We start from the raw sequence: 23,293 nt of genomic DNA, 5'->3' as shown, positions 1-23,293 counted from the left end.
GGGTGGACGAAGGGGATCGAACCCTCGACAACGGGAGTCACAATCCCGTGCTCTACCAACTGAGCTACGCCCACCATCTAACGCTACTTGTGCCAAAGCTGCCTAATGGCGCACCCGGCAGGACTCGAACCTGCGACCATCCGCTTAGAAGGCGGATGCTCTATCCAGCTGAGCTACGGGCGCCTTATTAATCTGTACTCTTGGAGGATTACAAACTAAGTGCTTCCAGCCTTGCAGAACAACCATCTATTCTGCTCGACCTTCTTAACCAGTGCTAGGCTGTGCCCGACAAGTGCGACGAATAGTATAGAGGCCCCCGAAACCCGTCAAATCTTTTTTGAAAAAAATTCATTTTATTTAAGGGGTTAGGGCAATTTGCGGACAGAGCGCCTTTGCCCTCACGCCTTGGCGTGCGAGAATGCGCGCACTTTTCTTCCCCCTCTCGATGGTTAATCACGCGTAATGACTGCACAACTTATCGACGGCAAATCAATCGCCGCCAGCCTGCGCCAGCAGATCGCCAAACGCGTCACCGAGCGCCGCCTGCAAGGCCTGCGTACGCCGGGCCTCGCGGTGATCCTGGTCGGCAGCGATCCTGCCTCTCAGGTTTATGTCTCGCACAAGCGTAAAGACTGTGAAGAGGTCGGCTTTGTTTCCAAGGCCTACGACTTGCCTTCCGAGACCACCCAACAGGCACTGACCGACCTGATTGACGGCCTCAACGACGACCCGAACATCGATGGCATCCTGCTGCAATTGCCGCTGCCTGAACACCTGGACGCATCCTTGTTGCTGGAGCGCATCCGCCCGGACAAAGACGTCGACGGTTTCCACCCTTATAACGTCGGTCGCCTGGCCCAGCGTATTCCGCTGCTGCGCCCGTGCACGCCGAAAGGCATCATGACCCTGCTGGAAAGCACCGGTGTCGACCTGTACGGCCTAGACGCCGTGGTCGTTGGCGCCTCCAACATCGTGGGCCGCCCGATGGCCATGGAACTGCTGCTGGCTGGCTGCACCGTGACCGTCACCCACCGTTTCACCAAGGACCTCGCCGGCCACGTCGGCCGCGCTGACCTGGTCGTCGTTGCCGCCGGCAAGCCGGGCCTGGTCAAAGGCGAGTGGATCAAGGAAGGCGCCATCGTTATCGATGTGGGCATCAACCGTCAGGATGACGGCAAACTGGTTGGCGACGTGGTGTACGAAACCGCCCTGCCCCGCGCCGGCTGGATTACGCCAGTACCGGGTGGCGTTGGCCCGATGACCCGCGCGTGCCTGCTGGAAAATACGCTGTATGCAGCCGAGACGCTGCACAGCTAATAACCAGCTGTAATGAAAAAGCCCTGCCTTATCGCAGGGCTTTTTATTGCCGGAAGAAAAACCTGTTTTTTCTTAGTTTTTAATAACTTTCATCGGGTTCTAGAAGAACATTCGACAGTTTCTGATCCATACTTCTAGAATGTAACGTATTTTTTCAAATCACCCGTTTCCAGAACGGTATTTCCTTACTATTTTAGCGAGTTCATCCGCGTGAAAATTCGTCTCTCTATTATCAGCCTGTTTTTTGCATTTACAGGCACCCTCGCGCACGCCGCCGAATCCATCCAGGCACCGCGTGACACTTCCAAACTGCAAATTGCCTCCGGCAGCGCCATCCTGGTAGACCTGCAGACCAACAAAGTCATTTATTCCAGTAACCCTGACGTGGTGGTACCCATCGCGTCGGTGAGCAAGTTGATGACCGGTTTGATCGTGCTCGAAGCCAAGCAGAACATGGACGAGTACATCGACATCAACATCAAGGACACGCCAGAGATGAAGGGCGTGTTCTCCCGCGTGAAGATCGGCAGCGAAATGCCGCGTAAAGAAATGCTGCTGATCGCGCTGATGTCGTCGGAAAACCGCGCCGCTGCCAGCCTGGCCCATCACTACCCGGGCGGCTACCCGGCCTTTATCGCGGCCATGAACGCCAAGGCCAGGGCACTCGGGATGACCAGCACCCATTATGTGGAACCCACCGGCCTGTCGATTCACAACGTGTCGACAGCCCGCGACCTGAGCAAGCTGCTGGCTGCGGCGCGCAAATACCCGATGCTCAGCCAATTGAGCACAACCAAGGAGAAGACTGTGGCGTTCCGCAAGCCCAACTACACCTTGGGTTTCTCCAACACCGACCACCTGATCAATCGCTCCAACTGGGATATCAAACTGACCAAGACCGGCTTTACCAACCAGGCCGGCCACTGCCTGGTATTGGTGACCAGCATGGGTAACCGTCCGGTGTCACTGGTGATTCTTGATGCCTTCGGCAAATTCACCCACTTTGCCGATGCCACACGCATTCGTAACTGGGTCGAAACGGGCCGCAGCGGCTCGGTGCCGGACGTGGCGTTGCGCTACAAGGCTGACAAAAACCTGAAAAACCGCCCGAACGCTGCCGAAGTCCGTCGCTAAACCCAGTTCCAATGTGGGAGCTGGCTTGTGTGGGAGCTGGCTTGCCTGCGATAGCATCCACTCGGTCCCACTGAAAAACCGAGTTGCCTGCATCGCGGGCAAGCCCGGCTCCCACACAAGCCCGCCCCTCACAGATTCATGATCTTCAATACTGTCACTTTCTTTCCGCCAACACCTTAAGTGCCTGCGCCGCCGCCTGCTCCTGCCCGGCCCGCGCCGTGGCATTCGCCGAATCACGCCAGCGCTGCGCATCCACCTTCGCCGGCAACTGGCTTGGGCGTTGGGTCAGAATCGCCCAGCTGCCGGCACTCTTCCACGCCGACGCAAAGTCACTGAAGCTCATCAGCAACCGGCGATCCAACCCCGAACGCAGCAGCACCGTACTCTTTTGCTGGTTAAACCCGACCACCACGACATACCGCGTCCCCGACCACAGGCTCGGGTTGATCCGCGCCATCACCGGGTAACCCGCGGCCACCTGCGCCAGCACCGCCGTCAGCTCAGCATCCAGCGGGTACACCATCAGCCCGTACTCACGCGCCAGCGCCTGCATGTTGCGCTCCAGGTCCGCCTCGCCACCCGGCAAGTGCAGCGGCTTATCGAGCAAGCCGGGTGTCATGACAATGCCTTGTTGCGACAGCATGCTGGCTAAAGCACTGGGACCGCTCAGATAAGCCTCGCTGCGAAACGTCGGCACGCCAGTGAGTTCGACACGCTCCGGCAGACCGGCAAGCTTCGACGGGTGGCCGGAACAGGCCGCAAGCCCCAGGGCGCACGCCAACAGCAACGAGGTTTTAACGTTCGACCGTAACCGCAATTTTTTACTCTCTTGATCAACTGCCGGTAAGGGCCCTGATCATAGGGCGCCCGGCCACGCGGGTATAGCCTTGAACGTTAGTAAAAGGCCCGGGATAGAGCAAACGAGTTGGACGGACACGACCATTGGTCAATACCAGGCAACCGGCAGGTAGCTAGACTGTCCATTGAGAAGACTGTGTGTGCCCCGAGCGGGGCGAAAGGAGGCCCAGATGAGCCTTGCAACAACGATTTTCATGTTGGTCTGCGGTTGGCTGGCGGTTGCCGCCGCCATGTTGTGGGGGGTGATGCGCGTGACGCGTCGGCATCACCACCCCCACGTTAAACCCGTTGCACCCGCCAAGCCCCGCAGGGCGGCGGCGCATCACGCCTAGCCAGGCATGCAGCTGAAGTCCTGAGTCGCTGCGACTTCCTTGCCGTGACCATCCTTGAGGGATGCGCGCACGGTTGTGCCCAGGCTGGATTCCACCAGCGTGTAGTGCTCACCCGCCTTAAAGTTCTTGTACTCCACCCGGCCCTGACAGTCCTGTTGGTTGTCATCGCCTGGCTCTTCCTCAAACAAGGTCACATCCAGTTGATGGTCGCCTGGGCTCACTTCAAAGAAGCGGCCGTCGTCCACGCGCTTGCCATCTACCCGCTCGGCCATCAAGTCATTCGGCGCTTCTTCCTTCAGGCCGATCCAGGCTTCGCTGGGGTCGGCTTTCGGGATTGGCCCGGCACAGGCCGACAACAGCAGCACGGCGCCAAGTGCAGGAATCAACAAAAGTGGTTTAAGTGACAGGTTTTTCAGTGACATGGCAGGGCTCCAAAGGGCATCAGTAAAAGCGTTGGACTCGATGTAAATGTGTCGTGTCCGATGGGCTACAAGCTTGGAGAGCCACCCTGTGCAGAACAAATGAATACAGATGAAACGATCTTCAGCCGTTACCTAAATGTTCCTTCACCTGGCTGAAAGGTGCGTGTTAGGTGGGTCGGGCAAGACTGCCGGGGTTTGCAATTTTGCTCCCCTCGGAGGTTCACGCATGCTCGGGCTGGTAAAGACCGCACTGCAAAAGCCGTACACGTTTATCGTGTTGGCCATATTTATCTGCATCATCGGGCCGATGGCGGCCCTGCGAACCCCCACGGATGTTTTCCCCGATATTGGCATCCCCGTCGTCGCGGTGGTGTGGCAATACAACGGCCTGTCGCCGGACGCCATGGCCGGTCGGGTGATCTACACCTATGAACGCTCCCTGAGCACCACGGTCAACGACATCGAACATATCGAATCGCAATCGCTGCCCGGCATGGGCATCGTGAAAATCTTCTTTCAACCCGGTGTGGACATCCGCACCGCCAACGCCCAAGTGACGGCCGTTTCACAAACCGTGCTCAAGCAGATGCCGCCGGGCATCACGCCGCCGCTGATCCTCAACTACAGCGCATCGACGGTGCCGATCCTGCAAATGGCGTTTTCCAGCCCCAGCCTCTCGGAAGCGAAAATCCGCGACCTGGTGCAGAACAATATCCGGCTGCCCCTGAGCGCGCTGCCCGGCCTGGCCATGCCCACGCCGATGGGCGGCAAACAACGCCAGATCACCCTCGACCTCGACCCGCAGGCGCTGGCCGCTAAAGGTTTGTCGGCGCAAGACGTGGGCAATGCCCTGGCGTTGCAGAACCAGATCATCCCGGTAGGCACCGCCAAACTCGGCCCCAACGAATACACGATTCTGCTCAACAACAGCCCCAAGGCGATTGATGAGCTGAACGACCTGCCGATCAAGACCGTCGACGGTGCGATTATCACCATCGGCCAAGTGGCCCACGTGCGTGACGGTTCACCACCGCAGACCAACATCGTGCGCGTCGACGGCCACCGCGCCGTGCTGATGCCGGCGCTGAAAAACGGCAGCATTTCTACCCTGTCGATCATCGACGGCATTCGCCAGATGCTGCCGCGCATCAACGAAACCCTGCCGCCGTCGCTGAAAACCTCGCTGCTGGGTGACGCGTCGGTGTTCGTTAAACAGTCGGTGGGCAGCGTGGCCCAGGAAGGCATCATCGCCGCCCTGCTGACCAGTGCGATGATCCTGCTGTTCCTCGGCAGCTGGCGTTCGACCCTGATCATCGCCGCCTCGATTCCCCTGGCCGTGCTCTCGGCCATCGCGCTGTTGGCCGCCACCGGGCAAACCCTCAACGTGATGACCCTCGGCGGGCTGGCGTTGGCGGTGGGGATTCTGGTGGACGACGCCACGGTGACCATCGAAAACATCAACTGGCACCTGGAACAAGGCAAGGCGGTGAAGACCGCGATCCTCGACGGCGCCGCGCAAATCGTCGGCCCGGCCTTCGTGTCGCTGCTGTGCATCTGCATCGTGTTCGTGCCGATGTTCCTGCTGCAAGGCATTGCCGGTTACCTGTTCCGGCCGATGGCCCTGGCGGTGATCTTTGCCATGGCCAGCTCGTTCATCCTCTCGCGCACCCTGGTGCCGACCCTGGCGATGTTCTTGCTCAAACCACATACGCCGGAGCAAGGCGCGGGGCATCACCCGGAAGATGAATTCATCAACCACCACGAAGGTGAGCAGCACAAGAAACCACGCAACCGCGTGCTGCAATCGGTGCTGAATTTCCAGCAGGGTTTCGAGCGTCACTTCTCGAATATCCGCGACACCTACCACGGCCTGCTGGTCGTCGCGCTGGGCGCGCGCAAGCGTTTTATCGTCGGTTTCCTGGGCTGCGTGCTCTTGTCGTTCCTGCTGTTGCCAAGCCTGGGCCAGGACTTCTTCCCGGCCACCGACGCCGGCGCCCTCGCTCTTCACGTGCGCTTGCCACTGGGCACGCGCATTGAAGAAAGCGCCGCAGCGTTTGACCGCATTGAAGCGCGGATTCGCGAAGTGATTCCGGCGGCAGAGCTGGACACCATCGTCGACAACATCGGCATCCCGCTCAGCGGTATCGACATGGCCTACAGCAGCAGCGGCACCATTGGCCCGCAGGATGGCGACATTCAGGTCACCCTGAAAAAGGACCACGCGCCGACCGCCGATTACGTGAAAAAACTGCGTGAAGCCCTGCCGGAAAGCTTCCCCGGCAGCCACTTCGCCTTCCTGCCCGCCGACATCAGCAGCCAGATCCTCAACTTCGGCGCACCGGCGCCGCTGGACGTGAAAATCTCCGGGCGCAATGACGCAGAAAACCGCGCCTACGCCGTGGAGCTGGAACGTCGCCTGCAACACGTGCCGGGCATCGCCGACCTGCGTATCCAGCAGTCCACCGGTTACCCGTCGCTGCAAGTCAACGTTGACCGCATGCGCGCCAATGGCCTGGGCATTACCGAGCGCGACGTGACCAACAGCATGGTCGCCTCCCTCGCCGGCAGCTCCCAGGTGGCGCCGACCTTCTGGCTCAACCCGGCCAACGGCGTGTCGTATTCGATCGTTGCGGCCACCCCGCAATACCGCCTCGACAGCCTGCCGTCACTGGAAGCCTTGCCGGTCACCGGTGCCGACGGCCAGTCGCAGATCCTCGGCGGTTTGGCGACCATTTCGCGGGTGCAGAGCCCGGCGGTGGTGACCCACTACAACATCGAACCGACTCTGGACCTCTACGCCAACGTGCAAGGCCGCGACCTCGGCGGTGTAGCGCGGGACGTGCAGAAAGTGCTGGATGACACCGCCTCCATGCGCCCCAAGGGCGCGGTGATCAGCCTGCACGGGCAGATCGATGCGCTGCACGAAGCCTTCAGCGGTTTGAGCTTCGGCTTGCTCGGCGCCGTGGTGCTGATCTACCTGCTGATCGTGGTCAACTTTCAATCGTGGGCCGACCCGTTCGTGATCATCACCGCGTTGCCGGCAGCGCTCGCGGGCATCGTCTGGATGCTGTTCCTGAGTGGCACCTCGCTGTCGGTGCCGGCACTGACGGGGGCCATCCTCTGCATGGGTGTGGCCACCGCCAACTCGATCCTGGTGGTGAGCTTCTGCCGTGAGCGCCTCGCCGAACATGGCGACGCGTTGAAGGCGGCGATGGAAGCCGGCTACACACGCTTTCGCCCGGTGTGCATGACCGCGCTGGCGATGATCATCGGCATGTTGCCGCTGGCAATGTCCGAGGAGCAAAACGCCCCGCTCGGCCGCGCCGTCATCGGCGGCTTGATATTCGCCACCGTCGCTACCTTGTTGTTTGTTCCCGTGGTCTTCAGCCTGGTCCACGGTCGCCACCCTACTCGCGCAACTGCTGGAGAAACGCCACATGTCGTCTGATCACAAACCCTCGCGCAAGCGTCTGATGCTCATGGGTGTCGGCGGCCTGACACTGGCCGCCCTGTTGGTCGCCAACGGCCTGCACGCCCGCACGATGCACGAACAATCGGTTACCGCCTGGACGGAAACAGCCGCCATCCCGCAAGTGATGGTGTTCCAGCCCAAACAGAACGTGGCCGGCGACACCCTGCGCCTCCCTGCACACCTGGAAGCCTGGAGTAAGGCACCGATTCACGCGCGGGTCAGCGGCTACTTGAAGGACTGGAAAGCCGACATCGGCACCCAGGTCAAAGCCGGGCAAATTCTCGCCGAAATCGACAGTCCGGACCTCGATCAGCAAATGGCGCAAACTCACGCCCGCCTGATCCAGGAACAGGCTAACGCGCGCCTGGCGCAAACCACCGCCACGCGCTGGCAAAACCTGCTGGCAAGCCATTCGGTGTCGCGTCAGGAAGCCGATGAAAAAACCTCCAACGCCGCCGCTGCCAAGGCTAACGCCGAAGCCGCCGCTGCCGACTACGCGCGGCTGTCGGCGCTGGAAAGCTACAAGACGATTCGCGCGCCGTTCGCCGGCACCATCACCGCGCGCAACACCGACATCGGCCAGTTGATCAAGGCCGATACCGACAGCGACCCGGAGCTGTTCAACATCGCCGACACCCACCAACTGCGCCTCTACGTACCGGTGCCGCAGAACTACGCGGCCGTTATCCACCCAGGCCTGGAGGCCGAGCTGACCGTGCCCGAGCACCCCGGCGAGCACTTCAAAGCGCGCTTGATTGGCGATTCCACCGCCATCGACCGGCGCTCCGGCACCTTGCTTGCGCAGTTCGTCGCCGACAACCCCAACGGCGAATTGCTGCCCGGCGATTACGCCGAAGCCACCCTGCCGATTCCGGCGGACACCCACGGCGTGAGCATCCCCGCCAGCGCGCTGATCTTCCGCGCCCAAGGCACTCAAGTTGCGGTGCTGGACGCGCAGAACCACGTGCACCTGCAAGACATTCACATCGGCCTCGACCTGGGCGAACGCCTGGTGATCGACCAAGGCCTGAAACCCGCCGACCGCGTGGTCGATAACCCGCCGGATGCGCTGCGCGAAGGTGACCCCGTGCAACTGGCTGACGCCGGAGGTGCGCATGCGCCCAAGGCTTAAACCCCTCGCGGCGTTGATGCTGCTCGCGTTGCAAGGCTGCTCGATGGCGCCCACCTACAAGGTGCCGACGGTCAACCTGACGGCGGGCTATCGCGAACAGACCAGCGATGGCCCGTGGCACAGCGCGCAACCGTCCGACCAGCTGGCGCCCGACTGGTGGAAGCTCTACAACGACTCGCGCCTGAATGACCTGCAACAGCAACTGCTCAAGGCCAACCCGGATTTGGCGGCGGCGCTGGCGCACTTCGATGCGTCCCAGGCGTATGCCAGCCAACTGCACGCCGGGTTGTTCCCGCAGATTACCGCCGGCGTACAGCCGTTACGCCAGCGGCAATCGGATTCACGGCCGTTGCGCGGTAATACGCAGCCCTCGGTGTACAACAGCAACACGGCTCAGTTTTCGTTGAGCTACGACCTGGACCTGTGGGGCAAAATCCGCAATCAGGTGGCGGCCGGAGATGCCCAGGCGCAAGCGTCCGGGGATGATCTGGCGGTGGCGCGCTTGAGTCTGCAGCACCAGTTGGCAACGCTGTATGTGCAGCTCAACGGGCTGGATGCGCAGAGCCGCATTCTCAACAGCTCGCTGGATGACTTCAGCCAGGCCCTGCAACTCACGCGCAGCCGCTATGAAGGCCAGATTGCTTCGGAGCTGGACCTGACCCGCGCGCAAAATCAAGTCGCCGAAGCCAAGGCCCAACTGGATGAAGTGCGCGCGCAACGCAACCTGACCGAGCACGCAATTGGCGAGTTGGTGGGTGTATCGGCGAGCGATTTCTCCGTGCCGCCAAGCCAGCATTTGATCGCGCTGCCCGGCATTCCTTCGCAGTTGCCAAGCCACCTGCTGCAACGTCGACCCGACATCGCGGCGGCAGAACGGCGGGTGTTTGCGGCCAACGCAAACATCGGCGTGGCCAAGGCGGCGTGGTACCCGGACTTCAGTCTGACCGGCTTGATTGGCGGGCAAACGCAGGGCGTCGGCAATCTGCTTTCAGCGGGCAATCGCTATTGGGCGCTGGGGCCTTTAGTCAATCTGCCGATCTTCGATGGCGGCCGCTTGAGCGCCAATGAGCGCCAGGCCAAAGCCGAGTTTGAAGAAGCGTCGGCGCAATACCGCAGCCATGTGCTCAAAGCCATCCGCGAAGTCGAAGACAACCTGGCGCAACTGCGCGACTTGCAGCAGGAAGCACAGGACGAACAAGCGGCGGCGGATGCGGCGCAGCACACGCAGTCGCTGGCGATGAACAGCTATCAGGCGGGGGCAGTGAGCTATCTGGATGTGGTGACCGCGCAGACAGCGGCGTTACAGGCGCAGAGGACATTGCAGGCGGTGCAGACGCGGCAGTTGCAGGCGAGTGTGGGATTGGTCACCGCCCTCGGCGGCGGCTGGCAACCCGGCGCCTGACATCCGTCTCAAACACAGCCCAAGTCTAAATGTGGGAGGGGCTTGCCCCCTCCCACACTGACCCTGCGCAAGACACACATTGTATGAACACCGGAGAACCCCTGTGGGAGGGGGCTTGCTCCCGATAGCGCCCTTCCAGACACATCCTGCCAAAAGTCAGCGGACCCACTCAAGGAATCCCGACCTAGCCTCTCAATACCCCCACAGGAGAGAGGCCAGGGAATGCCTGATCTACCCGCGTCACACCGTCTGCGCATCGGTCGATACAGCGAACCGAATCGCATCTACCTCATCACCACCAATACTCACGAACGCCTACCGATATTCAGCGACTTCCACCTCGGTCGCCTGGTTGTCTGGCAGCTTCGATTGGCCCAATACCAAGGGCTGGCGAACTCCCTGGCATGGGTGATCATGCCCGACCACTTTCATTGGATTGGCGAACTACAGAAAGGCTCGCTCGCGGACCTGATGTGCCAAGTAAAATCCAAGAGCACGCGGACTGTTAACGGCGCATGCGGCCGCCGGGGACGGCTTTGGCAGGAAAGCTTCCATGACCGGGCACTGCGTAAGGAAGATGATCTGGTAAAAATGGCCCGGTATGTGGTGGCCAATCCATTGCGGGCAGGGCTGGTGGAGCGGATTGGTGACTATCCGTTGTGGGATGCGATTTGGGTGTAGATTTCAGGCTGGAACAACTCAGTCAAATGGGGGAGGGCTTGCTCCCGATAGCGGTGGGTCAGTAGATCCTTGTGTCGCTGACCCACCGCTATCGGGAGCAAGCCCCCTCCCACATTTTTAAGCGCATTTCAGGCAGCGAGTTTGCCGCTGGCGATTGCGGCCGAAGCCGCCACCATCGCCCGCAACAACACCGCACACCCGGCGGCCAGGTCATCCGGCGCGGCATTCTCGATTTCGTTATGGCTGATGCCGCCTTCACAGGGTACGAAGATCATCCCCGCCGGGCCCAGCTCCGCGACGAAGATTGCGTCGTGCCCTGCCCCGCTGACGATGTCCATGTTCGACAGGCCCAGCCCATTTGCCGCATCGCGCACGGCGTCCACGCAGCCTTTGTCGAAATACAGCGGCGGGAAGTCTGCCGTCGGTTCCATCTCAAAACTCAACCTGTGTTTGGCACAGGTGTCGTCGATGACCTTGCGCACCTGGGCAATCATCGAGTCCAGCCGCGCCGGTTCCAGATGGCGGAAATCCAGGGTCATGCGCACTTCGCCAGGAATGACATTGCGTGAGCCGGGATAGGCTTGCAGGCAACCAACGGTGCCACACGCATGGGGCTGATGACCGAGCGCCGCCGCATTCACGGCTGCCACAACCGCTGCCGCACCCACCAGGGCGTCCTTGCGCAGATGCATGGGCGTCGGCCCCGCATGCGCCTCGACACCGCGTAATTTCAAGTCAAACCACTTTTGCCCAAGGGCGCCCAACACCACGCCGATGGTTTTTTTCTCGTCCTCAAGAATCGGGCCTTGTTCGATATGCGCTTCAAAGTAGGCGCCCACCTTGTGCCCACTCTCGGCCCGCGTGCCCGCGTAGCCAATGGCATTCAGCGCATCGCCCACCGAGACACCGTCGGCGTCCACCTTGGCGAGTGTCTCCGCCAGTGTGAATTTCTCGGCAAACACCCCCGAGCCCATCATGCACGGTGGAAAGCGCGAGCCTTCTTCGTTGGTCCACACCACCACTTCCAGCGGCGCCTCGGTCTGGAGGTTGAGGTCATTGAGGGTGCGCAGCACTTCCACACCGGCCAACACGCCAAAGCAACCGTCAAATTTGCCGCCGGTGGGCTGGGTGTCGATGTGGCTGCCGGTCATCACCGGTGGCAGGTCGGGATTGCGCCCAGGGCGGCGGGCGAAGATGTTGCCGATGCCGTCAATGGTAACCGTGCAACCGGCTTCTTCGCACCACTTCACAAACAGGTCACGCGCCTTGCGGTCTAGGTCAGTGAGGGCCAGGCGACACACGCCACCCTTGGGCGTGGCGCCGAGTTTGGCCAGGTCCATGAGTGACTGCCAGAGGCGGTCGCGGTTGATGTGCTGATCGGTGGATTGCAGAACGTCAAGGGCAGCGTTCATGGGGATCTCCTCAGGCTGAGTTTCTTATGTTGAAACTGGCGCAACTCGGTCCAAATGTGGGAGCGGGCTTGCTCGCGAAGGCGGTGTATCAGTCACCAAAAATGTTGCCTGAAAGACCGCTTTCGCGAGCACGCCCGCTCCCGCATTTGGATTGCATTCCACTTGCGTCACAACGGTGATTTGGCGGCGACGGGGCTGATGCGGCGCTTGGCATTCAGGCCGTAGTACAACAACCCGCCCAACGCCGAACCGGTAAACCAGCCGTAGCTGTAGAACCAGCTGAACGCATCACTGCCCAGGGACAGCAAGGTCAGCACCACCGGTACGCCGAAGGCGATAAAGCCGCTCCAGTTCCACGCCGGGTACACGTCGTCGCGGTACAAACCGGCCAGGTCGAGTTGCTGTTTGCGGGTGATGAAGTAGTCCACCACCATGATCCCGGCGATCGGCCCCAGCAGGCTTGAGTAGCCCAGCAACCAGTTGGAATAGACGGTTTCCAGGCTCACATCGGAAACGATCAGCCCCAGTTTTTTCAGCAGTTCATGGCCCATCAGTACCAACCCCACCACGCCGGTGAGAATCACCGCGGTGGTGCGGTTGATCAGCTTGGGCGCGATGTTCTGGAAGTCGTTGGTCGGCGAAACAATGTTCGCCGCGGTGTTGGTGGACAAGGTGGCGATGATGATCAGCGCCATGGCGATGGCCACCCATACCGGGCTCTGGATATGCCCGATCAGGGTGACCGGGTCGGACACGCTGACGCCCACCAGTTTCACCGACGCGGCGGTCATGATCACGCCGAGTGCAGCGAACAGGAACATGGTCAGCGGCAGGCCGAAAATCTGCCCGAGTATCTGGTCTTTCTGGCTTTTGGCGTAGCGGCTGAAGTCCGGAATATTCAGCGACAAGGTGGCCCAGAAACCCACCATCGCGGTCAGGCCTGCCATGAAATAACCGGTCAGGCTTGCGCCTTCGGGGCGTTTGGGCGGGATCGCCATCAACTCGCTGATCGACACGTTGGGCATCGCCCACACCAGCAGGCCGATGCCGACGGCCACCAGCAACGGCGCCGAAAGGGTTTCCAGGCGCTTGATCGACTCGGCGCCACGCAGTACCACCCACAAATTCAGGCACCAGAAAATCATGAAACCGATCACTTCACCGGTGCCGCCGAGGGATTTCCACCCGTCGAAAATCGAACCGAGGAACAGGTGAATCGCCAGCCCGCCAAACATTGTTTGGATACCGAACCAGCCGCAGGCCACCAGCGCCCGAATCAAGCACGGCACATTTGAACCGAGAATGCCGAACGAGGAGCGCAGCAACACCGGAAACGGTATGCCGTACTTGGTGCCGGGGAACGCGTTGAGGGTCAGCGGAATCAGCACGACGATGTTGGCGAGCAGGATCGCCATCAGCGCCTCGCCCACCGACAGCCCGAAGTACGCAGTAAGCACGCCGCCCAGGGTGTAGGTGGGCACGCAGATCGACATGCCGATCCACAACGCGGTGATGTGCCATTTGTTCCAGGTTCGTTCGTGCACCCTGGTCGGTGCCATGTCGTGGTTGTAGCGAGGGCTGTCGAGGACGTCGGGGCCGGCGTCGAGTTCGTACAGGCCGTTGCGCTCAATGACTTGCGATCTGTTCTGTTGCATGGCCGCTCCACGGTTTTTTCGAATTATTGTTGCTCATCCAACGCGATGCGCTGGATGGCCGGAGTACCTCGTAAACAACATGACATTACGGGCCCGGCCAGCCGCCACTGCACTCAATAACCGTGCCGACAAACTGGCTTGAACCCTCACCGCTTAACTAAGGTGCTGATGTTAATCAGCTTTCCGATTGCGCCTGCGGTACTTGCCACGTTAATCAGGCTAATTAACGTGGAAGTTATCCGAACCGTCAGGACTCAATCTGGTGCAACACAATTATTTTTATTTCCCGCCCCCGTCAAGAGGCACGTCTCAAGCATCTGATTTGCAATAAGAAATGTTGCTCAGTTTAAGAACCTGTCAAGTGCGTCAAAATGGTGAGGCGCCGCTACATTTTGGGGATTTATAATAATTATCCATATTTATCAGTAATTTGATCACGCTATAAGCTTATAAAAAATCTGCTTGCTCAATCTAAAAACTCGGGCTAGCTTCTATTCCTGTCACCGATGACAGGTTTTAATCCATCATCGGCAAGAGGCATTACAACACTTAGAACTGGCACAAGCCGGTCAAGCCTGTGAGGAATTCGACATGTCGCTGTTGATCCGTGGCGCCACCGTTATTACCCATGATGAAAGTTACCGCGCCGATGTTTTATGCGCAGGCGGTCTGATTCGCGCTATTGGTACGGAGCTGGATGTTCCCGCCGGCACACAACTACTCGACGGCAGTGGCCAATACTTGATGCCCGGCGGCATCGATCCCCACACCCACATGCAACTGCCCTTCATGGGCACCGTGGCCAGTGAGGACTTTTTCAGCGGCACGGCGGCAGGTTTGGCGGGAGGCACCACATCGATAATCGACTTTGTGATTCCCAACCCGCAGCAATCCTTGATGGAAGCGTTTCATCAGTGGCGCGGCTGGGCTGAAAAATCCGCATCCGACTACGGTTTTCACGTGGCGATCACCTGGTGGAGCGAGCAGGTACGCGAGGAAATGGCCGAGCTGGTCAGCCATCACGGCATCAACAGCTTCAAGCATTTCATGGCCTACAAGAACGCGATCATGGCGGCGGATGACACGCTGGTCGCCAGTTTTGAACGCTGCCTCGAGTTGGGCGCGGTGCCCACGGTGCATGCGGAGAACGGCGAGTTGGTGTATCACCTGCAGCGCAAGTTGATGGCCCAAGGCATTACCGGGCCGGAAGCGCACCCGCTGTCTCGCCCGTCCCAAGTGGAAGGCGAAGCCGCCAGCCGCGCGATTCGGATCGCCGAGACCATTGGCACGCCGCTGTACCTGGTCCACGTGTCGACCAAGGAAGCCCTCGACGAAATCACCTACGCCCGGTCCAAGGGCCAGCCGGTATACGGCGAAGTGCTTGCCGGCCACCTGTTGCTGGATGACAGCGTATACCGACACCCCGACTGGCAAACCGCCGCCGGCTACGTCATGAGCCCGCCCTTCCGCCCGCGCGGGCACCAGGAAGCGCTGTGGCACGGCCTGCAATCGGGCAACCTGCACACCACCGCCACGGATCACTGCTGCTTCTGCGCCGAACAAAAGGCTGCTGGGCGTGACGACTTCAGCAAGATCCCCAATGGCACCGCTGGTATCGAGGACCGCATGGCGCTGCTGTGGGATGAAGGCGTGAATACCGGGCGCCTGTCGATGCAGGAATTCGTCGCGCTGACCTCCACCAACACCGCGAAGATCTTCAATATTTACCCACGCAAAGGCGCGATTCGCGTGGGCGCGGATGCCGACCTGGTGCTGTGGGACCCCGAGGGTACACGGACTATTTCCGCCAAAACCCATCATCAAAACGTCGACTTCAACATCTTCGAAGGCAAGACCGTACGCGGCGTGCCGAGCCACACCATCAGCCAGGGCAAACTGGTTTGGGCGGACGGCGACCTGCGCGCCGAGCGCGGTGCCGGGCGGTACGTGGAGCGGCCGGCGTATCCGGCGGTGTTTGAGCAGTTGAGCAAGCGGGCGGAGCATTCCAGGCCTGCTGCTGTGAAACGCTGAAACCGCTATCGCGGGCAAGCCCGGCTCCCACAGTTTTGATCTGTGAACACGCTCAAATGTGGGAGCTGGCTTGCCTGCGATGAGGCCCGAACAGACCACACAAAAACCAGTGCCCATCAGAGGCAACACCTCAACCACCGTGAGGCCAACACCGTGATCCAGACCCTGACCCATCTCCCCCATCCCACCGAGGACGGGGCCACGCTCGCCAGCCATTTCACCGACCTGGCGCCGCCCCTCAACGCTCGCCAGGCCCAACTGGAAGCCTCGCGCTGCCTGTATTGCTACGACGCGCCGTGCGTGAATGCTTGCCCCAGCGAAATCGACATCCCCTCGTTTATTCGCAACATTCACACCGACAACGTACAAGGCGCCGCGCAGAAAATCCTCTCGGCCAACATCCTCGGCGGCAGTTGCGCCCGGGTCTGCCCCACCGAGATCCTGTGCCAGCAAGCGTGCGTGCGTAATAACAGCGAAGAATGCGCCCCGGTGCTGATCGGCCTGTTGCAACGCTACGCCATCGACAACGCCCACTTCAGCGAACACCCTTTCCAACGCGCCGCGCCTACCGGCAAGCGCATCGCCGTGGTCGGCGCTGGCCCAGCCGGGTTGGCCTGCGCCCACCGCAGCGCGCTGCATGGCCACGACGTGGTGATTTTTGAAGCGCGGGAAAAAGCCGGCGGCCTGAATGAATACGGGATCGCCAAATACAAACTGGTCGACGATTTTGCCCAGAAGGAACTGGATTTCCTCCTGCAAATCGGCGGCATCGACATCCGTCACGGCCAACGCCTGGGCGACAACCTGACCCTGAGCGAACTGCACCAGCAATTCGATGCCGTGTTCCTCGGCCTGGGCCTTGCCGCCAGCAAACAGCTCGGCCTGCCCCACGAAGACGCCCCCGGTTTGCTCGCCGCCACCGACTACATTCGCGAACTGCGCCAGGCCGATGACCTGACCCAACTGCCTCTGGCCGACCGCTGCATCGTGCTCGGTGCGGGCAATACCGCCATCGACATGGCCGTGCAAATGGCTCGCCTCGGCGCGCGCGACGTGAACCTCGTCTACCGCCGTGGCTTGGCGGACATGGGCGCCACTCACCATGAGCAGGACATTGCCAAGGCCAATCAGGTGCGCCTGCTGACCTGGGCCCAGCCCGAAGAGGTCTTGCTCGACGACAAAGGCCACGTACGCGGCATGCGCTTCTTGCGCACGCGCATGGAAAACGGCCTTCTGCACCCCACCGGTGAAACCTTCGAACTCGCCGCCGATGCCATTTTCAAGGCCATCGGGCAAGGCTTCGATAACGAGGCGTTACACGACCCGTTGGCCCAGCAACTGCACCGCGTGGGCGAACGGATTTTCGTCGATGAGCAACTGCGCACCAGCATTCCCGGCGTGTATGCCGGCGGCGATTGCGTCAGCCTCGGCCAGGACCTCACCGTGCAAGCGGTGCAACACGGCAAGCTCGCCGCTGAGGCCATGCACGCCCAACTCATGCTGAATGTGGAGGCTGCGTAATGGCCGATCTCTCGATTGTATTTGCCGGTATCAAAGCCCCCAACCCGTTCTGGCTGGCGTCCGCGCCGCCCACCGACAAGGCTTACAACGTGGTCCGCGCCTTTGAAGCAGGCTGGGGCGGCGTAGTGTGGAAAACCCTTGGAGAAGACCCGGCGGCGGTGAATGTGTCATCGCGCTACTCGGCCCACTACGGCGCCAACCGCGAAGTGCTGGGTATCAACAATATCGAGTTGATCACCGACCGTTCCCTGGAGATCAACCTGCGGGAAATCACTCAGGTCAAAAAGGATTGGCCGGACCGCGCACTGATCGTGTCGCTGATGGTGCCGTGCGTTGAAGAATCCTGGAAAAACATCCTGCCGCTGGTGGAAGCCACGGGCTGCGATGGCATCGAGCTGAACTTCGGCTGCCCCCACGGCATGCCCGAGCGTGGCATGGGCGCGGCGGTCGGCCAGGTGCCGGAATACGTGGAACAGGTGACGCGCTGGTGCAAGACGTACAGCTCGCTGCCGGTGATCGTCAAGCTCACGCCCAACATCACCGACATCCGCGTGGCCGCGCGCGCGGCCTATCGCGGTGGCGCGGATGCGGTGTCGCTGATCAACACGATTAACTCCATCACCAGCGTGGACCTGGAGCGCATGGTCGCCCTGCCGGTGGTCGGCACGCAAAGCACCCACGGCGGCTATTGTGGCTCGGCGGTCAAACCGATTGCGCTGAACATGGTCGCCGAAATCGCCCGCGACCCACAGACTCAAGGGCTGCCGATCTGCGGGATTGGCGGCATCGGCAACTGGCGCGATGCGGCGGAGTTCGTCGCGTTGGGCTGCGGCGCGGTGCAAGTGTGCACAGCGGCCATGTTGCACGGGTTTCGGATTGTGGAAGAGATGAAGGACGGGCTGTCGCGCTGGATGGACAGCCAGGGCTACACAAGCCTGCAGGAATTTTCCGGGCGGGCGGTGGGCAATACCACGGACTGGAAGTACCTGGACATCAACTATCAGGTGATTGCGAAGATTGATCAGGCGGCGTGTATTGGCTGTGGGCGTTGCCATATTGCCTGTGAGGACACGTCGCACCAGGCGATTGCGAGTGTGAAACAGCCAGACGGGACGCACGTTTACGAAGTGATTGATGATGAATGTGTGGGGTGCAACTTATGCCAGATCACCTGCCCGGTGGCGGATTGCATTGAGATGGTGCCGGTGGACACGGGCAAGCCGTTTTTGAACTGGACGCAGGATCCGAGGAATCCTTATCGGGAGGCTGTGTAATCCTTTAGACCGCTTTCGCGAGCAAGCCCGCTCCCACATTCGACTGCATTCCTTCAGACAAAGCGCGGTCAACTGTGGGAGCGGGCTTGCTCGCGAAGAGGCCCTCAGCCCCACCAAAAAATCAGGGCTCCAACCCAATCCCGCGCAAAATCACCCCCGTCACCGTTTGAATCGCCTTCTCGAACTGCATGTCCGACAACGGCTGGTGATCATTCAAAATCTTCACCTGGTGATCAAAGTCCGCATAGTGCTGGGTCGACGCCCAAATCATATACAGCAGGCTCGACGGTTCCACCGGCAGGATGCGTTTGTCCTCCACCCACTGGCGAATTTTCGCTTCCTTCATCTTGGCCCAGTCGTACAGGCTTGCATCCAGCGCCTCACCGAGCGTCGGCGCGCCGTGGATGATTTCATTCGCCCACACCTTGGACCCATACGGCCGCGTGCGCGAGCGCTGCATCTTGGCGCGGATGTAGCTGCTGAGCACCACACGCGGGTCATCGAAGGTTTCGAAGCTCAGGGCATCCTGCTTCCACACCTCCAGCAGGTCGAACAGCACCGCGCTGTATAGCTCGCTTTTGGTGGTGAAGTAGTAATGCAGGTTGGAGCGCGGCAGTTGCACTTCTTCAGCGATGTCGGCCATGGCAGTGCTGCCATAGCCTTTTTCAGCGAAGACTTTCTCCGCCGCCAGCAGGATTTTCTCGACGTTGGTGCGACGAATTCCGATCTTGTGATTGCCCATGAGGGCTCCCTGACAACAACTTGGGTAAGAGACTACCATCGGCTCCAGATCGCGGCGACAGGCCATAATGAAACTTCCTGCGCGAACCTTCCCCACGCAAATCGGATTGGTTAGCATCGCGGCGCTACCGACTCCTTAACCTGAAGGTATTGAACCATGCGGATCAAGAACACCCTGACCACCGTCGCCCTGCTCGCGTCCCTGTTCGGCGCTTCGGCGGCGTTTGCCCACGCTCACCTCAAAAGTTCGACGCCTGCGGCTGACAGCACCGTGGCTGCGCCCGCCGACTTGCGCCTGACCTTCAGCGAAGGCGTCGAGGCCACTTTCACCAAGGTCTCCCTGAGCAAGGACGGCACCGAAATCGCAATCAAGGGCCTGGAAACCCCGGACGCCGACAAAAAGGTGCTAGTCGTCACCCCTGCCGCGCCACTGGCCGCCGGTAACTACAAAGTGGTGTGGAACGCGGTGTCGGTCGACACCCACAAGAGCAACGGTGAATACAGCTTCAAGGTCGGCCAATAACCCATGGCGACCCTGCTGGTGCTGTGCCGCTTCCTGCATTTCATCGTCGTGCTGCTGATGTTCGGGGCCTGTGTGTTCAGGCCCCTGCTGCTCGGCGCTGAAGTGCAGCCGGCGCTGGACCGGCTGCTGTTGCGCGTCACTCGCGGCCTGGCCTGGATTGGGCTGGGTTCCGGCGTGGCGTGGTTGCTGTTGATCACCGCCAGCATGGCAGGCAGTTGGGACGCGGCGCTGCAACCGCCCACGGTGCAGTTGGTACTGGGCAAAACCTTTTTTGGGCAAGTGTGGGTCTGGCACTTGGTGCTGAACCTGTTGCTGGTGATCACACTGATCAAACCCTGGCCGGCCCTGCGTCTGCCGTTGATCGCAATGTTGCTGGCCACACTCGCGCCGGTGGGGCATGGCGCCATGCTCAACGGGTTGAGCGGGCAACTGCTGATCCTCAATCAAGTGGTGCATCTGGTCTGCGTCGGCGCCTGGCTGGGCGGGTTGTTGTTGCTGGTGTTGATCCTGCGCGAGCCCGCAAGGTATGCGCTGGAGCCGGTGTTGCGGCGTTTCAGTGGCGTCGGTTATGGGCTGGTGGTTGGGTTATTGGTGACCGGGTTGATCAACGTGCGCGTACTCACCGGGCAGATATGGCCCACGCCGTTGTTTGAAGGTTTTGCGTTGATCCTGCTGATCAAGGTGATGCTGGTGCTGGGCATGTTGGCGTTGGCGCTGTTGAACCGCTTGCGGATTGATCACTGCGAAGAGCGCCGGGGCAGTTTGAAGGCCAGCGTGATGCTGGAATGGTTACTGGGTATTTCCGCAGTGGCGGCTGTTTCCCTGCTTGGCACCCTGCCACCGATGCTCGTGGCTAACTAAAATTCCCCCGGCCTAAACACGCTCAACTATGGGAGCTGGCTTCCCCATTAAGCGTGCCCGCTTCTGAATGATGACGAACAAGTCATCGTATAACTTCTACTTGACACCCCGCCAAAACCCCGCAAATATCCGCTCAATGTTGTACGACGACGTACGACAAATAATAAAAACAACAAACGAAAGGGAGCTTCACTGTGAGTCAATTCGCCCGCAATTCCTCCTCGCGTCTCGGCCTTATCGGCCTCAGCAGCCTGGCGTTCACCCTGCCCCTCAGTGCCCAGGCCGACGGTTTTGTCGAAGACGCCACCGCCACGCTCAACCTGCGCAACGCCTACTTCAACCGCAACTTCACCAACCCGACCTTTGCCCAGGGCAAGGCTGAAGAGTGGACACAAAACTTCATCCTTGATGCCAAGTCCGGTTTCACTCAGGGCACCGTGGGTTTCGGGCTGGATGTGCTGGGGCTATATTCGCAAAAGCTGGATGGCGGCAAAGGCACCGGTGGCACGCAGTTACTGCCGATCCACAGCGACGGCCGCCCTGCCGACAATTTTGGCCGGTTGGGCGTGGCGCTGAAAACCAAGTTGTCGAAGACCGAGTTGAAGGTCGGCGAGTGGATGCCGGTGCTGCCGATCCTGCGCTCCGACGACGGTCGCTCGCTGCCACAGACCTTCCGTGGCGGCCAGGTGACCTCGAAGGAACTCGACGGCTTAACCCTCTACGGCGGCCAGTTCCGTGGCAACAGCCCACGCAACGACGCGAGCATGGAAGACATGTTCATGAACGGCAAAGCCGCGTTCACCTCCAACCGTTTCAATTTCGGCGGCGGCGAATACACCTTCAATGACAAACGCACTCAAGTGGGCGTGTGGTACGCCGAGTTGAGCGACATCTACCAGCAACAGTATTTCAACCTGACCCACAGCCAACCCGTCGGTGACTGGACCCTGGGCGCCAATCTCGGCTACTTCACCGGCAAGGAAGACGGCAGCGCACTGGCCGGCGACCTCGACAACAAGACCGCCTTCGCCCTGCTCTCGGCCAAATACAAGGGCAATGCTTTCTACGTGGGCCTGCAAAAGCTCACCGGCGACAGCGTCTGGATGAGGGTCAACGGCACCAGCGGCGGCACCCTGGCCAACGACAGTTACAACGCCAGCTACGACAACGCCAAAGAAAAATCCTGGCAGGTGCGGCATGACTTCAACTTCGTGGTGCTGGGCATTCCGGGGCTGACCATGATGAACCGCTATATCAGCGGCAATAACGTGCACACCGGCGCGATTACCGACGGCAAGGAATGGGGCCGCGAGTCGGAATTGGCCTACACCGTGCAGAGCGGCGCGCTGAAGGATTTGAACGTGCGGTGGCGCAACGCGACCATCCGTCGAGATTTCAGCAATAACGAATTTGACGAAAACCGGATCTTTGTCAGCTACCCGATTTCGTTGTTGTAAGGTTTCGCGCCAAACAGGGGACTCGCAGCAGACGCAAATCCCCTGTGGGAGCGGGCTTGCTCGCGAATGCGGTGGGTCGGTAAGACATCGGGTGATTGACCCACCGCATTCGCGAGCAAGCCCGCTCCCACAATGAACTCATTCGTCTTAAGTAGCGTTGACAACCTGGGGAATCAATAACGATACTTCGAACAAGTCATACGACAACTTACAACAATAATGGAACCCTCATGACCACCACCACCGCCACGCCTGTTCCATTCACTCGCCTGCTGCTCACCGGTGCCGCTGGTGGCCTGGGCAAAGTCTTGCGTGAACGCCTGCGCCCTTACGCCCAGGTGTTGCGCCTGTCGGATATCGCCGACATGGCGCCTGCTGCCGATGAGTCCGAAGAAGTGCAGGTCTGCGACCTCGCCGATAAGCAAGCCGTGCACCACCTGGTAGAAGGCGTCGACGCCATCCTGCATTTCGGCGGCGTGTCGGTTGAGCGCTCCTTCGAAGAAGTCCTCGGTGCCAACATCAGTGGCACCTTCCATATCTACGAAGCCGCGCGCCGTCATGGCGTGAAGCGCGTGATCTTCGCCAGTTCCAACCATGTCATCGGCTTCTACAAGCAGGGCGAAACCATCGACGCCCACTCCCCGCGCCGCCCGGACAGCTACTACGGCCTGTCCAAATCCTACGGCGAAGACATGGCCAGTTTCTACTTCGATCGCTACGGCATCGAGACCGTGAGTATCCGCATCGGCTCCTCGTTCCCGGAACCACAGAACCGCCGGATGATGCACACCTGGCTGAGCTTCGATGACCTGACCCAACTGCTCGAATGCGCGCTGTACACCCCGAACGTCGGCCACACCGTGGTCTACGGCATGTCGGATAACCTCGACACCTGGTGGGACAACCGCTACGCCGCGCACCTGGGCTTCGTGCCCAAAGACAGCTCCGAAGTGTTCCGCGCCCAAGTTGAAACCCAGCCACCCGTGGCCGCCGATGACCCGGCCAAGGTCTACCAGGGCGGCGCGTTCTGCGCAGCGGGCCCGTTCGGTGACTGAGCGCCCACCAACC

The 23,293-nt window shown here is 60.6% G+C and carries 19 protein-coding genes and 2 tRNA genes; 14 read left to right on the top strand and 7 right to left on the bottom strand.

Translation table 11 applies throughout. The annotated features are described in order from the left end of the window. Position 1: 1 nt before the first annotated feature. Together Q7C20_RS12360 and Q7C20_RS12355 are read right to left on the bottom strand one after the other, a co-directional pair. A tRNA-His gene (locus Q7C20_RS12360) sits at positions 2–74 on the bottom strand. A gap of 32 nt (positions 75–106) precedes the next feature. Continuing rightward, positions 107–183, bottom strand: a tRNA-Arg gene (locus Q7C20_RS12355). A gap of 279 nt (positions 184–462) precedes the next feature. Between Q7C20_RS12355 and folD the strand changes: the two genes are divergently transcribed. Together folD and pbpG are read left to right on the top strand one after the other, a co-directional pair. Then, positions 463–1,317 (top strand): bifunctional methylenetetrahydrofolate dehydrogenase/methenyltetrahydrofolate cyclohydrolase FolD, encoded by an 855-nt coding sequence (gene folD, locus Q7C20_RS12350; RefSeq protein ID WP_375067671.1) that lies wholly within the window; start codon positions 463–465, stop codon positions 1,315–1,317. 210 nt (positions 1,318–1,527) lie between these two features. Beyond that, positions 1,528–2,451, top strand: coding sequence for a D-alanyl-D-alanine endopeptidase (gene pbpG, locus Q7C20_RS12345; protein ID WP_375067669.1), 924 nt, complete (start codon positions 1,528–1,530; stop codon positions 2,449–2,451). Positions 2,452–2,605: 154 nt separating this feature from the next. Here pbpG and Q7C20_RS12340 read toward each other — a convergent pair whose 3' ends face one another. Further along, entirely contained in the window at positions 2,606–3,268 is a 663-nt protein-coding gene (locus Q7C20_RS12340; RefSeq protein ID WP_375067667.1) for a peptidase C39 family protein, read from the bottom strand. A gap of 211 nt (positions 3,269–3,479) precedes the next feature. Here Q7C20_RS12340 and Q7C20_RS12335 point away from each other — a divergent pair, with 211 nt between their 5' ends. Beyond that, a complete protein-coding gene (locus Q7C20_RS12335) occupies positions 3,480–3,641 on the top strand; it encodes a hypothetical protein (RefSeq protein ID WP_375067665.1) in 162 nt (53 codons plus the stop codon). On the opposite strand, the gene Q7C20_RS12330 is transcribed toward Q7C20_RS12335, so the two are convergent. After that, on the bottom strand, positions 3,638–4,048 hold the full coding sequence (locus Q7C20_RS12330; protein ID WP_348062261.1) for a hypothetical protein: 411 nt from the start codon (positions 4,046–4,048) through the stop codon (positions 3,638–3,640). The genes Q7C20_RS12335 and Q7C20_RS12330 overlap by 4 nt on opposite strands. A gap of 241 nt (positions 4,049–4,289) precedes the next feature. Between Q7C20_RS12330 and Q7C20_RS12325 the strand changes: the two genes are divergently transcribed. The 4 genes from Q7C20_RS12325 to Q7C20_RS12310 all read left to right on the top strand — a co-directional run bounded on the left by Q7C20_RS12325 (position 4,290) and on the right by Q7C20_RS12310 (position 10,750). After that, the gene (locus Q7C20_RS12325) at positions 4,290–7,511 is read left to right on the top strand and encodes an efflux RND transporter permease subunit (RefSeq protein ID WP_375067664.1); all 3,222 of its coding nucleotides are present in this window, start codon (positions 4,290–4,292) and stop codon (positions 7,509–7,511) included. After that, a complete protein-coding gene (locus Q7C20_RS12320) occupies positions 7,501–8,667 on the top strand; it encodes an efflux RND transporter periplasmic adaptor subunit (RefSeq protein ID WP_375067663.1) in 1,167 nt (388 codons plus the stop codon). The genes Q7C20_RS12325 and Q7C20_RS12320 overlap by 11 nt, the downstream gene beginning before the upstream one ends. Beyond that, a complete protein-coding gene (locus Q7C20_RS12315; protein WP_375067662.1) occupies positions 8,651–10,069 on the top strand; it encodes an efflux transporter outer membrane subunit in 1,419 nt (472 codons plus the stop codon). The genes Q7C20_RS12320 and Q7C20_RS12315 overlap by 17 nt, the downstream gene beginning before the upstream one ends. A 222-nt stretch (positions 10,070–10,291) precedes the next feature. Beyond that, on the top strand, positions 10,292–10,750 hold the full coding sequence (locus tag Q7C20_RS12310; protein ID WP_375067661.1) for a transposase: 459 nt from the start codon (positions 10,292–10,294) through the stop codon (positions 10,748–10,750). Positions 10,751–10,878: 128 nt separating this feature from the next. On the opposite strand, the gene Q7C20_RS12305 is transcribed toward Q7C20_RS12310, so the two are convergent. After that, positions 10,879–12,162, bottom strand: a complete 1,284-nt coding sequence (locus tag Q7C20_RS12305; protein WP_375067659.1) for a Zn-dependent hydrolase — start codon at positions 12,160–12,162, stop codon at positions 10,879–10,881. 167 nt (positions 12,163–12,329) lie between these two features. Beyond that, the gene (locus Q7C20_RS12300; protein ID WP_375067657.1) at positions 12,330–13,817 is read right to left on the bottom strand and encodes an NCS1 family nucleobase:cation symporter-1; all 1,488 of its coding nucleotides are present in this window, start codon (positions 13,815–13,817) and stop codon (positions 12,330–12,332) included. Between the two features lie 591 nt (positions 13,818–14,408). Between Q7C20_RS12300 and hydA the strand changes: the two genes are divergently transcribed. From hydA to preA, 3 genes are all read left to right on the top strand, one after another. Further along, on the top strand, positions 14,409–15,848 hold the full coding sequence (gene hydA / locus Q7C20_RS12295) for a dihydropyrimidinase (RefSeq protein WP_375067655.1): 1,440 nt from the start codon (positions 14,409–14,411) through the stop codon (positions 15,846–15,848). 153 nt (positions 15,849–16,001) lie between these two features. Continuing rightward, complete coding sequence (locus Q7C20_RS12290) at positions 16,002–17,369, top strand: NAD(P)-dependent oxidoreductase (protein WP_375067653.1); 1,368 nt, start codon at positions 16,002–16,004, stop codon at positions 17,367–17,369. Then, entirely contained in the window at positions 17,369–18,643 is a 1,275-nt protein-coding gene (gene preA / locus Q7C20_RS12285; protein WP_348060453.1) for an NAD-dependent dihydropyrimidine dehydrogenase subunit PreA, read from the top strand. Before Q7C20_RS12290 ends, preA begins: the two co-directional genes overlap by 1 nt. Positions 18,644–18,764: 121 nt before the next feature. On the opposite strand, the gene Q7C20_RS12280 is transcribed toward preA, so the two are convergent. Next, positions 18,765–19,385 (bottom strand): TetR/AcrR family transcriptional regulator, encoded by a 621-nt coding sequence (locus Q7C20_RS12280; RefSeq protein WP_375067651.1) that lies wholly within the window; start codon positions 19,383–19,385, stop codon positions 18,765–18,767. A 156-nt stretch (positions 19,386–19,541) separates the two neighbouring features. Between Q7C20_RS12280 and copC the strand changes: the two genes are divergently transcribed. The 4 genes from copC to Q7C20_RS12260 all read left to right on the top strand — a co-directional run bounded on the left by copC (position 19,542) and on the right by Q7C20_RS12260 (position 23,280). Continuing rightward, positions 19,542–19,907 (top strand): copper homeostasis periplasmic binding protein CopC, encoded by a 366-nt coding sequence (copC, locus tag Q7C20_RS12275; RefSeq protein WP_375067649.1) that lies wholly within the window; start codon positions 19,542–19,544, stop codon positions 19,905–19,907. A 3-nt stretch (positions 19,908–19,910) separates the two neighbouring features. Further along, positions 19,911–20,768 carry a copper homeostasis membrane protein CopD gene (gene copD, locus Q7C20_RS12270; protein ID WP_375067647.1) on the top strand — a complete coding sequence of 286 codons (858 nt, stop codon included), beginning with the start codon at positions 19,911–19,913 and terminating at the stop codon, positions 20,766–20,768. 194 nt (positions 20,769–20,962) lie between these two features. Next, positions 20,963–22,225, top strand: coding sequence for an OprD family porin (locus Q7C20_RS12265; protein ID WP_375067645.1), 1,263 nt, complete (start codon positions 20,963–20,965; stop codon positions 22,223–22,225). Positions 22,226–22,455: 230 nt separating this feature from the next. Continuing rightward, a complete protein-coding gene (locus tag Q7C20_RS12260; RefSeq protein WP_375067643.1) occupies positions 22,456–23,280 on the top strand; it encodes an NAD-dependent epimerase/dehydratase family protein in 825 nt (274 codons plus the stop codon). Positions 23,281–23,293 lie beyond the last annotated feature (13 nt).

The organism is Pseudomonas sp. AMR01 (assembly GCF_041946035.1).
Classification (GTDB): Bacteria; Pseudomonadota; Gammaproteobacteria; order Pseudomonadales; family Pseudomonadaceae; genus Aquipseudomonas; species Aquipseudomonas antarctica_B.
This window is presented reverse-complemented; position numbering and strand designations above follow the sequence as displayed.

Bases quoted from the DNA above. Each gene is read 5' to 3' on its own strand.
- folD (WP_375067671.1), top strand. From the start codon at position 463: ATGACTGCACAACTTATCGACGGCAAATCAATCGCCGCCAGCCTGCGC.
- Q7C20_RS12335 (WP_375067665.1), top strand. From the start codon at position 3,480: ATGAGCCTTGCAACAACGATTTTCATGTTGGTCTGCGGTTGGCTGGCG.
- Q7C20_RS12325 (WP_375067664.1), top strand. From the start codon at position 4,290: ATGCTCGGGCTGGTAAAGACCGCACTGCAAAAGCCGTACACGTTTATC.
- Q7C20_RS12320 (WP_375067663.1), top strand. From the start codon at position 7,501: ATGTCGTCTGATCACAAACCCTCGCGCAAGCGTCTGATGCTCATGGGT.
- Q7C20_RS12315 (WP_375067662.1), top strand. From the start codon at position 8,651: ATGCGCCCAAGGCTTAAACCCCTCGCGGCGTTGATGCTGCTCGCGTTG.
- Q7C20_RS12310 (WP_375067661.1), top strand. From the start codon at position 10,292: ATGCCTGATCTACCCGCGTCACACCGTCTGCGCATCGGTCGATACAGC.
- Q7C20_RS12305 (WP_375067659.1), bottom strand. From the start codon at position 12,162: ATGAACGCTGCCCTTGACGTTCTGCAATCCACCGATCAGCACATCAAC.
- Q7C20_RS12300 (WP_375067657.1), bottom strand. From the start codon at position 13,817: ATGCAACAGAACAGATCGCAAGTCATTGAGCGCAACGGCCTGTACGAA.
- hydA (WP_375067655.1), top strand. From the start codon at position 14,409: ATGTCGCTGTTGATCCGTGGCGCCACCGTTATTACCCATGATGAAAGT.
- preA (WP_348060453.1), top strand. From the start codon at position 17,369: ATGGCCGATCTCTCGATTGTATTTGCCGGTATCAAAGCCCCCAACCCG.
- Q7C20_RS12280 (WP_375067651.1), bottom strand. From the start codon at position 19,385: ATGGGCAATCACAAGATCGGAATTCGTCGCACCAACGTCGAGAAAATC.
- copC (WP_375067649.1), top strand. From the start codon at position 19,542: ATGCGGATCAAGAACACCCTGACCACCGTCGCCCTGCTCGCGTCCCTG.
- copD (WP_375067647.1), top strand. From the start codon at position 19,911: ATGGCGACCCTGCTGGTGCTGTGCCGCTTCCTGCATTTCATCGTCGTG.
- Q7C20_RS12260 (WP_375067643.1), top strand. From the start codon at position 22,456: ATGACCACCACCACCGCCACGCCTGTTCCATTCACTCGCCTGCTGCTC.